The sequence below is a fragment of the Sphingomonas adhaesiva genome, assembly GCF_036946305.1.
GTDB lineage: Bacteria > Pseudomonadota > Alphaproteobacteria > Sphingomonadales > Sphingomonadaceae > Sphingomonas > Sphingomonas adhaesiva_B.
The window spans coordinates 224,306-238,545 of the sequence record NZ_JAQIJJ010000006.1; the positions used below are offsets into that span (position 1 = coordinate 224,306).

The 14,240-nt window shown below is 71.6% G+C and carries 12 protein-coding genes; 2 read left to right on the forward strand and 10 right to left on the reverse strand.

The features are described 5' to 3' along the window. Positions 1 to 61 precede the first annotated feature (61 nt). From PGN14_RS11705 to PGN14_RS11740, 8 genes are all read right to left on the reverse strand, one after another. Positions 62 to 709: a glutathione S-transferase family protein gene (locus PGN14_RS11705; protein WP_335299689.1), complete on the reverse strand. Its 648-nt coding sequence runs from the start codon at positions 707 to 709 to the stop codon at positions 62 to 64. After that, positions 706 to 1,518: a class I SAM-dependent methyltransferase gene (locus tag PGN14_RS11710; protein ID WP_335299690.1), complete on the reverse strand. Its 813-nt coding sequence runs from the start codon at positions 1,516 to 1,518 to the stop codon at positions 706 to 708. The genes PGN14_RS11705 and PGN14_RS11710 overlap by 4 nt, the downstream gene beginning before the upstream one ends. Before the next feature lie 551 nt (positions 1,519 to 2,069). Next, entirely contained in the window at positions 2,070 to 3,143 is a 1,074-nt protein-coding gene (recA, locus tag PGN14_RS11715) for a recombinase RecA (RefSeq protein WP_335299691.1), read from the reverse strand. Positions 3,144 to 3,247: 104 nt separating this feature from the next. Beyond that, positions 3,248 to 3,958 carry an enoyl-CoA hydratase/isomerase family protein gene (locus PGN14_RS11720; RefSeq protein ID WP_335299692.1) on the reverse strand — a complete coding sequence of 237 codons (711 nt, stop codon included), beginning with the start codon at positions 3,956 to 3,958 and terminating at the stop codon, positions 3,248 to 3,250. Further along, positions 3,955 to 4,785, reverse strand: a complete 831-nt coding sequence (locus PGN14_RS11725; protein WP_335299693.1) for a 4-(cytidine 5'-diphospho)-2-C-methyl-D-erythritol kinase — start codon at positions 4,783 to 4,785, stop codon at positions 3,955 to 3,957. Before PGN14_RS11725 ends, PGN14_RS11720 begins: the two co-directional genes overlap by 4 nt. A 2-nt stretch (positions 4,786 to 4,787) precedes the next feature. Then, positions 4,788 to 6,377, reverse strand: a complete 1,590-nt coding sequence (locus PGN14_RS11730; protein WP_335299694.1) for a tetratricopeptide repeat protein — start codon at positions 6,375 to 6,377, stop codon at positions 4,788 to 4,790. 537 nt (positions 6,378 to 6,914) lie between these two features. Next, positions 6,915 to 8,705 (reverse strand): lytic transglycosylase domain-containing protein, encoded by a 1,791-nt coding sequence (locus PGN14_RS11735; RefSeq protein WP_335299695.1) that lies wholly within the window; start codon positions 8,703 to 8,705, stop codon positions 6,915 to 6,917. Then, on the reverse strand, positions 8,702 to 9,433 hold the full coding sequence (locus PGN14_RS11740) for a uracil-DNA glycosylase family protein (RefSeq protein WP_335299696.1): 732 nt from the start codon (positions 9,431 to 9,433) through the stop codon (positions 8,702 to 8,704). Before PGN14_RS11740 ends, PGN14_RS11735 begins: the two co-directional genes overlap by 4 nt. 116 nt (positions 9,434 to 9,549) lie before the next feature. On the opposite strand from PGN14_RS11740, the gene PGN14_RS11745 reads away from it, so the two are divergent. Further along, complete coding sequence (locus tag PGN14_RS11745; RefSeq protein WP_335299697.1) at positions 9,550 to 11,211, forward strand: electron transfer flavoprotein-ubiquinone oxidoreductase; 1,662 nt, start codon at positions 9,550 to 9,552, stop codon at positions 11,209 to 11,211. Between the two features lie 161 nt (positions 11,212 to 11,372). After that, positions 11,373 to 11,768: an IS110 family transposase gene (locus tag PGN14_RS11750; RefSeq protein WP_335299698.1), complete on the forward strand. Its 396-nt coding sequence runs from the start codon at positions 11,373 to 11,375 to the stop codon at positions 11,766 to 11,768. Positions 11,769 to 11,795: 27 nt separating this feature from the next. On the opposite strand, the gene PGN14_RS11755 is transcribed toward PGN14_RS11750, so the two are convergent. Together PGN14_RS11755 and PGN14_RS11760 are read right to left on the reverse strand one after the other, a co-directional pair. After that, positions 11,796 to 13,154 carry a sensor histidine kinase gene (locus PGN14_RS11755; RefSeq protein WP_335299699.1) on the reverse strand — a complete coding sequence of 453 codons (1,359 nt, stop codon included), beginning with the start codon at positions 13,152 to 13,154 and terminating at the stop codon, positions 11,796 to 11,798. Further along, positions 13,151 to 14,236 carry a DUF2336 domain-containing protein gene (locus PGN14_RS11760; RefSeq protein WP_335299700.1) on the reverse strand — a complete coding sequence of 362 codons (1,086 nt, stop codon included), beginning with the start codon at positions 14,234 to 14,236 and terminating at the stop codon, positions 13,151 to 13,153. The genes PGN14_RS11755 and PGN14_RS11760 overlap by 4 nt, the downstream gene beginning before the upstream one ends. Positions 14,237 to 14,240 lie beyond the last annotated feature (4 nt).

Sequence of the window (14,240 nt, forward strand, 5' to 3'; positions counted from 1 at the left end):
TTAGGCAAAGTCGCGGCGCGCCACAATCCGTGACGTTTCGTGTCCGCCCGCCCGACCCGTCCTACGCGTAAGCGTAGGGGCCGCCCTTCTCCAGCGCACGCTGATAGGCGGGGCGCGCATGGATCCGCTCCATCCAGCCGATCGTATTCGGGCGCGACGCGCCCAGCCCGGCGCGATGACGCGCCGCCTCCAGCGGGAAGCTCATCATCACATCCGCCGCGGAAAAGGTGTCGCCCGCAAACCACGGCCGTTCCGCCAGCGATTGTTCGACGACGTCCAGATGGCGGTCGATCATCGGCTGGATGCGCTTCGTCGCACTCCGGCCCAGCAAGGGGATGCGCCCCAGCACCAGCTTCAGCAGCAGCGGCGGCATCAGCGAACCCTCGGCATAGTGGAGCCAGAAGCGCCAGGCGAGCGCCTCCTCGCGCCGCGGCGGCGCGCCCAGCCGCCCGTCCGCCTTGTCGACCAGATATTCGACGATCGCGCCCGTCTCCGCGATGATGCGCGGGCCGGATGCGCCCTGCTCCTCATCGTCCTCGATCACCGGGGACTTGCCGAGCGGATGGACCGCGCGCAGTTCGGGCGGGGCCAGCATCGTCCTCGGATCGCGTTCGTAGCGGGTCACGCGATAGGGCAGCCCCAGTTCCTCCAGCATCCACAACACGCGCTGCGATCGCGAATTTTCCAGGTGATGGACGGTAATGGTCATGCGGGCTCCCCTGCGCGTGCGGTCCAGATCCAGATCGCAGCAGTGAACGTCACCGCGCCGCCCTGTATCCGCGTCGCCAGCATATCGGCCAGCGTGCGCTCCATCGCCGCGCGTTCCGCGGGCGCGGCGGCCGCCAGGAGCGACGCCGCCGATCCGATGCGGCGGTAGAAGCCGATCGCGTCCGCGACCGGATCCTCGCCCGCCCCGACGACATAGGGCACCGCGTGCGCCGTCGCGGTTACGTCGCGCCAGCCGGCGTCGCGCAGGATCGCGGCGGTCCGCGCCTCGTCCGCCAGCGCATAGGGGCCGGGGGCATAGCCGCTCGCCATGGGCACGACCCCGAGCGCGCGATCGACCGCATGCGACCAGTCGTTGCGGGCGCGATCCCGGAAGCAGGAGAAGACCAGCGGCGCGCCGACGCGGGTGGCGCCACGCAGCGCCGCGAACCCGGCGACCGGATCGTCGAAGAACATCACGCCATGACGCGACACCAGCAGGTCGAGCGGCGCGCGCTCTGCCGCGAGCGTCAGCGCATCCTGCACCACGAACGCGGGGCGCACTGCCGTCGGCACGGTCGCCGCCCGCTCCCGCGCCACCGCGATCAACGGCGCGGCGAGGTCCGTCCCGGTCACCTCCAGCGCCGGTCGCGCGCCCGCCAGCGCCAACGTGGTGCTGCCGACGCCACAGCCGATGTCGAGCGCGCGGCCGGTCTGCGGCGCGACCGCGGCGATCGCGGCGTCGAGGACCGCGGCGATGCCGGCGAAGGCGCGTTCGGTGCGGCGCCATTCGTCCGCCCACACCTGCCCCACCCCGCCCGGCCCAGTCCGCCGCTCCCGTCATCGCCGTCTCCCTGTCGTGCCGGACGAGCGGAACGCGCAGGGTGGCGGCGTGGTCGTCGCCTCTGCCAGCCCGCTCGGCTGCCGGCGCGGCATTGTCGCATAAGTGCCGTGGCACCACCATGCCGCTGCGTCGGCGGAGTGCGGGAGCACGGCCGACCAATCCCGCCACCCTGCCAGCATCGACGCATGGCCTGCGGCCGGTCGCCGGTCGTCATTCCCGCGACGGCTAGGTCTCCGCGAATGCCCTATTCTGTTCTCCGGCGATGGCCAGGGTCCAGTCGCGAGCGGCTTCAGCATTTTACGAGCCGATCGGTGTCGAATCCCGGTCTTCGCCGGACCTTTGCGGAAGTCACCCCTGCGCCTCGACGAGACCGTCACCCCGGGCTTCTCCCGGAATCCCCTGTTCCGCAAAATTGATAGCTTGTGAGTATGCGGGACCCCGCCTCATCCGGCTTGGAAACGAATCGACCCGCCGTCACCGGCGGGTCGCTCGTCTCCCACGTCGTGGCAGGTCTGCGGGATCAGAGATCGTCTTCCTCGCTGGGGCCGGTCATCATGCCGTCCGCAACCTGCGCGGTGCGGGCGCGGATCGCCTTCTCCAGCCGCTCGGCCATTTCCAGATTCTCGCGCAGGAACGTCTTGGCATTCTCGCGTCCCTGCCCGATCCGCACCGAGTCATAGGAGAACCACGCGCCCGACTTCTCGACCAGCCCGGCCTTCACGCCCAGATCGAGGATCTCGCCGATCTTCGAGATACCCTCGCCGTACATGATGTCGAACTCGACCTGCTTGAACGGCGGCGCGACCTTGTTCTTCACCACCTTCACGCGCGTGGCGTTGCCGGTCACCTCGTCGCGGTCCTTGATCGCGCCGGTGCGGCGGATGTCGAGGCGGACCGAGGCGTAGAATTTCAGCGCGTTGCCGCCCGTCGTCGTCTCCGGGTTGCCGTACATCACGCCGATCTTCATGCGCAGCTGGTTGATGAAGATCACCATGCAGCGCGAGCGGCTGATCGAACCGGTCAGCTTGCGCAGCGACTGCGACATCAGCCGCGCCTGCAGGCCGACATGGCTGTCGCCCATCTCGCCCTCGATCTCCGCGCGCGGCACCAGCGCGGCGACCGAGTCGACCACCAGCACGTCAATCGCGTTGGAGCGCACCAGCGTGTCGGTGATCTCCAGCGCCTGTTCGCCGGTATCGGGCTGCGACACGATCAGTTCGTCGATGTTGACGCCCAGCTTGCGCGCATAGACCGGATCGAGCGCATGCTCGGCATCGACGAACGCCGCAGTGCCGCCGTTCTTCTGCGCCTCCGCGATGACGTGGAGCGCGAGCGTCGTCTTGCCCGAGGATTCAGGGCCATAGACCTCGATCACGCGGCCGCGCGGCAGACCGCCCACGCCCAAAGCGATGTCGAGGCCGAGCGACCCGGTGGAGATCGCCTCCACCTGCATCGTCTCCTTCTGCCCCAGCCTCATCGCCGAGCCCTTGCCGAAGGCGCGGTCGATCTGCGCGAGGGCGGCGTCGAGCGCCTTCTGACGGTCTGTAGTCGCGGTTGCCATGCCGGTATCGATCACCTGAAGTTTGGCGGCCATTGCCGTGAAACCTTTCGCTAGAGCACCCGCGCGGACCAATCAACGCGTAGGCCATGTGTATTCCATTTGTTCCTTAAGAACAAGTGGGCAACATTGCGCGCGAATCAAGGGGTTTGGCGATAGCGGGCGACGCCCTGCGCAAAGGCGGGGGACGAAAACGATGCCTCGAACGCGGAATCGAGGCCGGGCGCGGCGGGGTCGCGCAGCGTTCGCTTGAGCAATCGCAGCGCATCGGCGTCGTTGCGGGCGATCCCGCGCGCCGTTTCCGCGCCATCCGCGATCAGATCGGCGAGGCCGATGCGCGCCGCTTCGTCCGCGTCGATCGGCGCGGCGGTGAACAGCAGCCGCGCCGCCTGTCCCTGCCCCACCCGCGCCGCCAGCCGCGCGACATCAGGCGCGGGATAGCCGATGCCGAGCCGCGCGGGCGGGATCGCGAAGCGCGCCGCCGGGGACGCCACGATCAGGTCGCACGCCAGCACCAGCGCGACCCCCGCGCCGAAGCAGCCGCCGTCGACCCAGGCGACCACCGGCATCGCGCGCGCGCGGATCGCCTCCATCGCGTCCGCCATCGCGAGCCGGAAGGCCGCGCGCGCGGGCACGTCGTCGACCAGCCGCGCGAGATCGGCGAGGTCCGCACCGGCGCTGAACACGCCGGGCACCGCGGAAGCGATCACCACCACGCGCGCCGCATCGGGCACGCCCGCGACCACCTCCGCCAGCTGGCGCCAGCCCGCCGTGGGCAGCGCGTTGCGCGCGGCGGGACGATCGAGCGTGACCGTCGCCACGCCGTCATCGTCGAGCGACAGCGCGATCATGCGATCGTGGTGGCGAGGCGCCACCAGTCGGGCCGGGCCGTGGCGACCGCGGCGTCGGCCGCGTCGCGGGCCACCGCATCGTCGAACAGCGCGAAGCAGGTCGCGCCCGATCCCGACATGCGCGCGCACACCACGCCGGGCTGCGCCGCGAGCAGCGCGATCAGCCCACGCACCTCGGGCGCGATCGCCTCCGCCGCGGGTTGCAGGTCGTTGCGCCCGGCCAGCCCGCGCGCCAGCGTGTCGCCGGCGCCGATGCCGCCGCGATCCACCCCGTCCCACCGCGCGAACACCGCCGCGGTCGACACCGCCACCATCGGATTCACCAGCAGCGCGGGCATGTCACCCAGCCCGTCGAGCGGCGCCAGCGCGTCACCACGACCCCGCCCGAATGCCGCACGCCCCAGCAGGCAGGCCGGCACATCGGCGCCCAGCGCCGCGGCGAGCGCGAAAAGCCGTGCATCGTCCGGCGCCACGCCGTGCAGCCGCGCCAGCGCACGCAGCGTCGCCGCCGCATCCGCCGAACCGCCGCCGATCCCCGATGCGATCGGCAACCTCTTGTCGAGCGTGATCGCGTGATGCGCCTCGACACCGAATGCGGTCGCGAAGCCGGCCGCCGCGCGCAGCACCAGATTGTCGCTCTCCGCCGCCAGACCGGCGCCGAACGGCCCGGTGATCGCGAACGACGGCGCATCGGCACGCGCCAGCGTCACCACATCGCCGTCGCGTGCGAAGACGAACAGCGTCTCCAGCTCGTGATAGCCGTCGGCGCGGCGCGCGCGGACGTGCAGCGCCAGGTTCAGCTTGGCGGGGGCGGGTTCCACCAGCATCGTCACAATCCGTCCGCGATCTTGCGGTCGAGCCGCTCCGCGAGCGCCCCCTGCGCGGCGACGCGCGCCGCGCTCCAGGCGTAGCGCGCCTCGTAGCGACGGCCGCTCCACCAATAGAGGTCGCCCAGATGCTCGCCGATCTCGGCATCGCCGGGGCTGGCGGCGGCGGCGCGCTCGATCAGCGGCAGCGCGCGCGCAGGCTGGCCACGCAGGTACAGCGACCAGCCGAGCGAATCGGTGATCGCGGCGTCATCGGGGCGCAGCGCCGCGGCGCGCTCCAGCATCGCCTGCGCCTGCGGCATCCGCTCGCGATGCTCGATCAGCGAATAGCCGAGATAGTTGAGCACCAGCGGATCCTGCGGCGCCAGCGCATAGGCACGGTCGAGCGCATCGCGCGCGTCCGGCCAGCGTCCGGCCCGGTCGAGCGCCGCGCCCAGTTGCAGCCAGTCGGTCGCGTCCGCGGCGTCGCCGGCGCGATCGATCAGCGCGCGGTACAGCGGCGCCGCGGCGGCGCCGTCCCCGGCGGAAAGATACAGATCGGCCAGCCGCCGCGCGTCCGCCGCGGTCGCGCCGGGCGCCTGCGCGACCGCGCGCGCCGCCGCCAGCGCCTCCTGCGCGCGGTCCGCCTCGGCCAGCAACTGCACCCGGCCCGCGGCCGCGGCACGCGCGTGGATACTGTCGGCGGGGATCGCCGCCAGCGTCGCGAGCGCGGCATCGGTCGCGCCGTCCTTCGCCAGCGCACCGGCCAGCAGCAAGCGCGCACGGTCGTTCGCCAGATCGGCGCGCAACGCCGCCTGCGTCAGCGCGAACGACAGCGGGCCGGGCTCGCCCAGCGCCAGATCGGACGCGACGCGCGCGAACAGATGCGATGCCCCGAATGCGAGCGAGGGCGCCGCGCCGCGTCCCTCCGGCCGGTCACGCACCGCGACGATCGCGGGCGCGTCGCCGGTCAGCAGCGTGCGCGCGGTCGCGCCGTCACCGCGCGCGATCAGCAGCCGCGCCGCGGCGAGGCGATTGTCCTGCGCCGCCTGATCATTGCCCAGCACGGCGCGCAACGCCGTCAGCCCCGCCGCGGTCCGGCCGGTCGCCAGCAGGATGAGCGCACGCGTTTCCTCCGTCAGCCGCCGTGCGACGGCATCCCCGCTGCGCACGGGCAGCGCGGCGAGCGGATCACCCTGCCCCGCCTCTACCGCGATCCAGGCGGCAAGCGGCGCGGCGAAGATCCGCAGATGCCCCTGCGCCAGCCGTGCGACGGCGGCGCGGGCGGCGGGCAGGTCGTGCGCGCGCGCCGCCCGCGCCACCGCCAGCAAGGCGGCGTCGGGCGGCGGCGTGCCGTGCACCGCCAGCGTCGCGGCGGCCCGGTCGGCCAGCACCATGTCCCCGCCGCGCACCGCCTCGCGATAGGCACGCAGCGCGATCGCACGATCGTCCGGCGCGCCGGCGAGCGCCTCGGCATAGGCATGGGTCGCCGCCGCGGCATCGCCGTCCGCCTCCGCGATGCGGGCGCGGGCATAGGCGGAGAAGGGGTCGGAGGTGCCAGCGGTCGCGGGGGTTGCGATGGCGAGCGCTAGCAACGCGAGGACGCACTTCATGCCATGAGGATCCGGCGGGAGGTCGCCGTGTCACAGTTCGTCATGCCGGACCTGTTCCGGCATCCAGGGTTCCGCACACCGATCACCAATTGGGTGCGCGATGCCCCGGGACCACGGAGCAGGCCGAGATCCCTGCGGGACCTTCTTCCGTTTCCCGGCCAAAGCGGGACCGTCGCGAAAATTTCCACCGTGCTCCTGCGCAGGCAGGAGCCCAGGGTTGTTGTTTGCATCAGACGTCGTTCTGCCCGACCCTGGGCTCCGGCCTGCGCCGGAGCACGAGGTGCTCGATGCAACGTCTCGCTACCTTTGCAAGGGTCCGGCGCAGGCCAAGGTCCGGTAACAACCGGCTCATGACATGCGGAAACCGCTCGCCACTGGTCCCCGGCCGGTGCCGGGGAACGGGAGAGGCCGGGACGTTCGCAGCGGTGTCGAGCATGCCCGGCCTGTCGGGGCGACGTGGCCGTGTCGGCGCGGGACGTCGTGGCGGGGGCGGTCATCGCCGGACCTATGCGGCAGCCTCCTGCCAGCGGCAAGACGTCAGTCGGCGGTGGCGCGGACCGGGACGGTCGCATTGGAGGCGAGCGCGGTATTGGTCGACTGGCCGGTCATCCGCACCGCACTCGCGCCCGGCAGGCCGGGGAAGCGCGGCCACATACCCTGCGCCAGCGCGACGCGGCTGGGGCTCTGCACCTTGCCGCCTTGCGCCTCGTACATCCAATAGTTGCGCAGCACCGTCACCACGTAACCGCGCGTCTCCCAATACGGGATGCTCTCGATATAGAGCAACGGGTCGCCGCCGTCGCGGACGATGCCGTTCCATTCGCCCACCGGCTTCGGCCCGGCATTGTAGGCCGCGATGACCTTGGGCAGCAGCCCGCCGGTCAGCCCCATGTCGCGCAATTTCTCGATATGCCGCTGGCCGATGTCGATGTTGGTCGACGGGCGCGTCAGCGCGGCCTGATCGACCGTCACCCCGCGCTCGCGCATGTAATCGGTCGCTGCGGCCGGCATGATCTGCATCAGGCCATAGGCACCCGCGGGGCTGCGCACCCTGGAGCGAAAGCCCGATTCCTGGAGCGTGTGCGCATAGACGAGCGCGCGATCGATCCGCCACCCGGTGTCGGGGGTCCAATTGGGCATCGGATAGCGCGTGTCGGGCGTCGCGCTGACCCCCTGCGGCATGTTGTGCGCCATCCAGACGCAGGTGGCGGGCAGGTCCAGCGTCTCGGTCAGGCGAATCAGGCTGGCATAATCGCCGGGGTCGCCGATCCGCGCCTGCTGACGCAGCACGCCATCGGCGGCGTCGTTCTCGCCGATTTCCGCCAGCGCGGCGGCGACGCGGACGTTGGGGCGGCGCTCCAGCCGCGCCCAGTCGCTGGTCACCCGCTGCGGCCGCAGCCGGTCGATCGGCAAGCCCAGCGCCTGCCGCGCGAGCAGGCCGTAGAAGGTTTCCTTATATTGCGCCGCATTCTTCAACCGCGCCTCGACGCGATCGGGCCGCCCGCACATCATGTCCGCGCGTGCCGCCCAGTATAGCGCGGTGGCGCGCAGGTCGGTGTCGGTGGCGCGCGCGGCGACATTCTCGAACCCGGGCTGCATCGCGGCGCAATCATGCTGCCGCCAGGCGGACAGCGCCGTGGTCCAGCGCGCCTGCACCGTCCAGTCGCCCGCGCCCGCCGCGGCCTTCCCCGCCATGTCGCGCGCCTGCTGGTCCAGCCCCTGCAGGAAATAGATCCAGGCGATCCGCGCCTGCCATTCGGTCTGCGCCTCCGGCGTCAGCCCCGCCGTCGCCTCCAGCAGCGCCTGCGCCTCCGCGCCCAGGTCCGCCTTGACCAGCGGCTGCATCTTGGTCGCGAGATCGGCGGCGATCAGGTCGCTCTTCGTCGCCTTCGCGCGCGCGCGCACCGGCGCCCCGTCGTTCCAGATCAATCGCTGCTGCACCGGCAGCAACGGCACGTCGGCGACGCCGCGCGCCTTCGCGACGCGGACCAGCGCCTCACCCTGCGGCAGCTCGGGTGCCTCGGCCAGCAGCTTCATCACCGCCTCGGCCTCGACCTTCGGGCTGCCCTTGGCGGTGTACAGCTCGGCACGGGCATAGGCGTGGAGCGGGCCGGGCGCCATCGTGTCGAGCCCGATCTGCGAATCCGCCCAGCGCCCGTCGCGCAACGCGGCGAAGACGGCGCGATAGCCGGTGCGCTGCTCGGGCGACAATTGCGACGGGATGCCGGAACTGGCGGCCGGCGGCGCGGGCGGTGCGGCCGGCTCGGCGAGCGCCGGCGTCGCGGTGGCGGCCAGCAACAGCGCGGCGATCGTCCAGCCCTTCGTCACGATCGATCGGTCCCCGTCAGCAACAACAAATCCTTCCACGCTTCCGCCTTGGCGGCCGGGCGATCCAGCAGGAAGCGTGGATGGTGGGTCGCCACGACCTGCGCGATTGTCGCGTTTTTATGGTTAAGTCCGTGCAAACGGCCACGCGCTTCCGCGACGTTCGTCGCCAGCAGCGCACGGGTCGCCGCATCGCCCATCGCCAGCACGCGCGTCGGCCCGGCCAGCGCGACGTGGTGCCGCGCGATCTCGCCCAGCCGCGCCTCGACCTCGCGGGGGACGCGACCCGTGGTCGGGCGCCGCGTGCAGACCGCGGCGAGCGCGACATCGGCGCGGGTCCGCCCGATCGCGGCGAGCATGCGGTCGAACAGCCGCCCGACCTCGCCCTCCATCAACGCCTCGCGATCGCCGCGCTCGGGGCAGTCGACCAGGAACAGCAGGTCCGCACCCGGCGCACCGCTCGCCGCGACCGTCACCCCGCCCCAGCGCGCCTCCGGCGCGGCGTCGCCGATGCGCCATGCGGCGAACGCCTCCCAGGTATCGGGCAGCACCTCCGGCACCGCGACCGGCGCGGCCGCCGGTGCCGCCGCCGGCCGCGCGGCGGGCACCGCGAGCCAGTCGAAGCGTTCGTCCTCCACGAGCACGTCGACCCCGGCATCCTGCCACCAGTCGAGCGCGCTTGCCGCCGCCGCGGCCCAATCGAGATTCTGGTCGGCCCCCATCGCCGGCATAGGATGCGCAGTTGACGCGCGGGTCAACTTGCTGGCACCGCGGCAAGGACAAGACGTTGCACCGACGCGACGAGCGCCCCGCCAGATGCGCTGCGCGTTCGAGAGGAGAAGACGAAGTGAGCGATCGCGAATCCATGCCCTATGACGTGGTGATCGTCGGCGCCGGCCCCGCCGGCCTGTCGGCGGCGATCCGCATCAAACAATTGGCCGCCGAGCGCGAGGCGGACATTGCCGTCTGCGTGCTGGAAAAGGGGTCGGAGGTCGGCGCCCACATCCTGTCGGGCGCGACGATCGATCCGCAGGCGCTCGACGAGCTGCTGCCGACGTGGCGCGATGACGGCTGCCCGCTGGCCGAGGTGCCGGTGACGACCAACCTCCACTGGGTGCTGACGAAGAAGGGCAAGTTCAATCTGCCGCACCTGTGGACCCCGCCGTTCCTGCACAACAAGGGCACCTATACCGGGTCGCTCGGCAACCTGTGCCGCTGGCTCGCCGGTAAGGCGGAGGAGCTGGGGGTCGAGATCTTCCCGGGCTTCGCTGCCGCCGAGATCCTCTACAACGAGGATGGCAGCGTGAAGGGCGTCGCGACCGGCGACATGGGCGTGGCGCGCGACGGCGAGCGCAAGCCCGATTACCAGCCGGGGCTGGAGCTGCACGCCAAATACACTTTCTTCTCCGAGGGCTGCCGCGGCCATCTGTCGAAGCAGATCATCCGCCAGTTCGCGCTCGACGCGGACAGCGACCCGCAGGTCTATGGCCTGGGCATCAAGGAATTGTGGGACATCGATCCCGAGTTGCATCAGCCGGGCACGGTGATCCACACCCAGGGCTGGCCGCTGAGCGAGACCGACGGCTCCAACGGCGGCGGCTGGATCTATCACCAGGCCAACGGGCAGGTGTCGATCGGATTCGTCACCTGGCTCAACTACACCAACCCCTATCTCTCCCCGTTCCAGGAGATGCAGCGGTGGAAGACGCATCCCGAGGTCGCCGCGCTGCTGAAGGGCGGCAAGCGCGTCAGCTATGGCGCGCGCGCGATCAGCGACGGCGGGTTGCAGTCGATCCCGAAGCTGGTGTTCCCCGGCGGCGCGCTGATCGGCGACAGCGCGGGCTTCCTCAACGTGCCGCGCATCAAGGGCACGCATACCGCGATGAAGAGCGGGATGATGGCCGCCGAGGCCGCGGTCGACGCGATCGTGTCGCAGCGCAGCCATGACGAGCTGGCTGCCTATCCGGCGGCGTTCGACGCATCCTGGGTGAAGAAGGAGCTGTCGATCGTCCGCAATGTCGTGCCGCTGGTGAAGAAGTTCGGCGACTTCATGGGTTCGGGCCTTGCCGGCATCACGATGTGGGCGGAATATCTCGGGCTGAAGATGCCGTTCACGCTGAAGCACCACCCGGACAATGAATCGCTGTGGCGCAAGGATCTGGTGAAGCCGATCGCCTATCCCAAGCCGGACGGCGTGCTGACCTTCGACCGCCTGTCGTCGGTGTTCCTGTCGAACACCAACCACGAGGAGGACCAGCCGGTCCACCTGACGCTGAAGGATCCCGCCGTGCCGGTCGAATACGACCTGCCGATGTACGACGAACCCGCGCAGCGCTATTGCCCCGCGGGCGTGTACGAGATCGTCGGCGAGGACACCGGCGAGCCGAAATTCGTCATCAACGCGCAGAATTGCGTCCACTGCAAGACCTGCGACATCAAGGATCCAACCCAGAACATCAACTGGGTGGTGCCGGAAGGCGGCGGCGGCCCGAACTATCCGAACATGTGAGGCGGATGCGAACACGTCTGCTGCCCCCACGTCGTCACTGCGAGCGAAACTGCACCCATCGCCTGAAGGCGCCCGGCGCCGGTCCCGTCGCCGCCGAACTGCGCGCGCTGGCCTAGGCGCACGAACGCGCCATCGCCGGCCTCGACGCGCGCATCGCCGCCTTGCTCGATGCAGCGACACCGCTGGCCCGCGCCGCCGCCACCTTGCGCCGCATCCCCGGCATCGGCACCACCACCGCCGCCGCGCTCCTCGCGCTCCTCCCCGAACTCGGCACACTCGATCGCCGCCGCATCGCCAGTCTCGCCGGCCTCGCACCCCACCCCCGCCAGAGTGGCGACACCGACGCCTATCGCCGAACCCGCGGCGGACGCCCCGAGGCCAAGCGCGCCCTCTTCATGGCCGCCCTCAGCGCCACGCGCTTCGATCCCGCCCTCAAGGCCTTCTACAAACGCCTGCGCGACAACGGCAAAAACCCATCGTCGCCCTCACCGCCGCCATGCGGAAACTCCTCACCATCGCCAATGCCATATTACGTCACGAAGGCGCGGCGCAACTGAGTCGATGACGTGTCGAGCAACGTCGTCCTATTCCCCCGCCGGCAGCGACAGGACGAACCGCGCGCCCATGCCCAGCGCGCTGTCGACGGTGAGGTCGCCGCCCATCGCGCGTGCCAGCCGGCGCGCGATATAGAGCCCCAGCCCGCTGCCGCCCTGTTCGCTGGTGTCGACGCGTTCGAACTTTTCGAAGATGCGCGCCTGATCCTCGGGCGCGATGCCCTTGCCCTGATCGGCCACGATCGCCACCGCGCGATCGCCCTCGCGCTGGAGGTGGAGCCACACGGTCGCGCCGCGCGGCGAATAGCGCAGCGCATTGCCGATCAGATTGACCAGGATCTGCAGCGTGCGGCGGAATTCGCCGATCGCAGGCAGCGGCGTATCGCATTCCGACCGGTCGATCGTCACCTTGTTGTCCGCCGCGCGCACCGCCAGCAGCCCGGCAGCGCGGCGCATCAGGTCGGCAAGATCGATCGCCTCGCGCTCGGTGACGAAATCGTCGCGCTCGATCGCCTCCAGATCGACCAGATCGTCGACCAGCCCGATCAAATGGCGCCCCGCGCTCGCGATATCGGCGGCATAATCGGTATAATGCGGGTCCAGCGGCCCGTCCGATCCCGCATTGATGCTGTCGGCATTGGCGACGATTCGCCCCAACGGCCCGCGCAGCATCCGGTCCAGCCGCGCATGGAACGCGGCGGTCATCCCCTGCTCGCGCGTCGGCGCGTCCTCCTCCGCCGGCGGCGCCGCGGCGAAGGTGCCGCCGACGAAGCCCGCGAACCCACCCGCGGCATCGACGCGCACCGTCCCGGCCAGCGTCACCCGCTCCCCACTGGTACGGATCGTGGCGGGCTGGGCGTGGAAGTCGCGCCGTTCCGCCATCGCATCCAGCAACGGCATCGCGCCGGCAGCATCCGCCTCCAGCACGAACAGCCGCGTCAGCGGCGCGGCGAGCGCCACCGTCGCGTCGAACCCGGCGCGCGCGCCATCCTCCGCCGCCACCTGCGTCACGCGCAATTCGGCGTCCACCGCCCAGGTCCAGTCCGCCCCCGGCGGCGGTGGCACCTCGGCGATCGTCGTCGCCGCCACGGGTGCGCGCCACGCCGGGCGTTCGCGCACCAGCGACACCGCCAGCGCGACGCCACCGTCGCGCGGCGCCGCCTTCACCCAGCAATCCAGGTCGATATCGCCGTCCGCGATCGTCACCGCGCGGGCGATGGGGATGCCCAGCCGCCGCGCCAGCCGCCCCAGCGTCGCGAATTGCGGCACCGCCACCGGCGCGCCGACCCGACCGCCCGCGCGATCGTTGATCGCGGCGAAGGCGGCATCCGCCTCGCGCAGCCGGTCGTCCGCGCCCAGCCCCGCGGTCAGGATCACCACCTCGCTCACGGCTGCGTCCGGGCCAGCGCGCGGATCGCGGCGCGATAGTCGCGGTCCAGCGTCAGCGGCGCCACCACCTGCGCCGCCATATCCGGCGCCAGCGCGGCGATCGGCCCCAGCACATCCGCCAGCGCCTCCGCATCGCGCCAGCCGTCCGCCTCCGACAGCAGCCAGCCGAGCTGCGCGATCTCCTCGCGCGACAGCCCGACGCCGCGCAGCGCCAGCCACAGCCGCTCGCTGTCGGTGTCCAGCACCAGCCCGCGCGCCTCGACCGGATCGATGCCCACCGCCTGCGCCAGCACCGCGACGAACAGCGCCAGCCGCCCCTCCACCAGCGTGTCGAGCAGCAGCCGCGGCAGGTCGCCGGCGTCGGGTGCGATCGCCGCGGCCAGGTTCACCGCCAGCATCGCGACGCGGTCGCAGTCCACCTGCGCGTCCAGGCTGCGCTGCGTCGCCTCTACCAGCGCGCGATCGACCGCACCGTCGGCGGCAGCTGCCAGATGCTCGCGCAGCGCCGCCGCGATCCACCACGCCAGCCGCTGGTGCAGCGCGGCGGGCAGCTCCGCGCGGCGCGCCGCGGCCGGCCCCCGGCGACGGCTGTCGGCGACCAGATAGGTGACGGCGCGGCTGCGGATCACGCCGTCGCGGCTCTCCGTCAGCCGCGCCAGCAACGTCGCGCGCGTCCCCGGCGCGCGATTCGTCACCAGCGCCTCGTCGATCAGGTCGATCCGCGCCTGCGCGATCATCTCCGCCATGATGTCGGCGTCGCGCAGCAGCCCCGCGGTGGCGAGCCGCGGCAGCGTCAGCGGATGATTCGCCGACAGCCGCTGCGCCGTCACGCCATGACCGCGCGTCGCCAGCACGCGGGCGGCGTGCCCCGCGATGTCGCGTTCCGCCGCGGCGACGGTCGCCTCGACCAGACGCGCGACCGCGGCGCGCGTGCGCTCGTCCAGCCGGTCGCGTTCGGGAAGGAAGATGTCCGCGATCGCGGTCGCCAGCCGGGCATCGACGCGCACGTCCGCCGCGGCGGCGCGCGCCAGCACGTCGGACGTGGCCGGCTCGTCGGTGGCGGGAAGAGGCGATGCGGACATGGTC

What these genes read in the sequence shown, in the direction of transcription:
- PGN14_RS11740 (WP_335299696.1), bottom strand. Translation starts at nt 9,433, where the DNA reads ATGCCGGCGATGGGGGCCGACCAGAATCTCGATTGGGCCGCGGCGGCG.
- PGN14_RS11705 (WP_335299689.1), bottom strand. Translation starts at nt 709, where the DNA reads ATGACCATTACCGTCCATCACCTGGAAAATTCGCGATCGCAGCGCGTG.
- PGN14_RS11720 (WP_335299692.1), bottom strand. Translation starts at nt 3,958, where the DNA reads ATGATCGCGCTGTCGCTCGACGATGACGGCGTGGCGACGGTCACGCTC.
- PGN14_RS11725 (WP_335299693.1), bottom strand. Translation starts at nt 4,785, where the DNA reads ATGCTGGTGGAACCCGCCCCCGCCAAGCTGAACCTGGCGCTGCACGTC.
- PGN14_RS11760 (WP_335299700.1), bottom strand. Translation starts at nt 14,236, where the DNA reads ATGTCCGCATCGCCTCTTCCCGCCACCGACGAGCCGGCCACGTCCGAC.
- recA (WP_335299691.1), bottom strand. Translation starts at nt 3,143, where the DNA reads ATGGCCGCCAAACTTCAGGTGATCGATACCGGCATGGCAACCGCGACT.
- PGN14_RS11730 (WP_335299694.1), bottom strand. Translation starts at nt 6,377, where the DNA reads ATGAAGTGCGTCCTCGCGTTGCTAGCGCTCGCCATCGCAACCCCCGCG.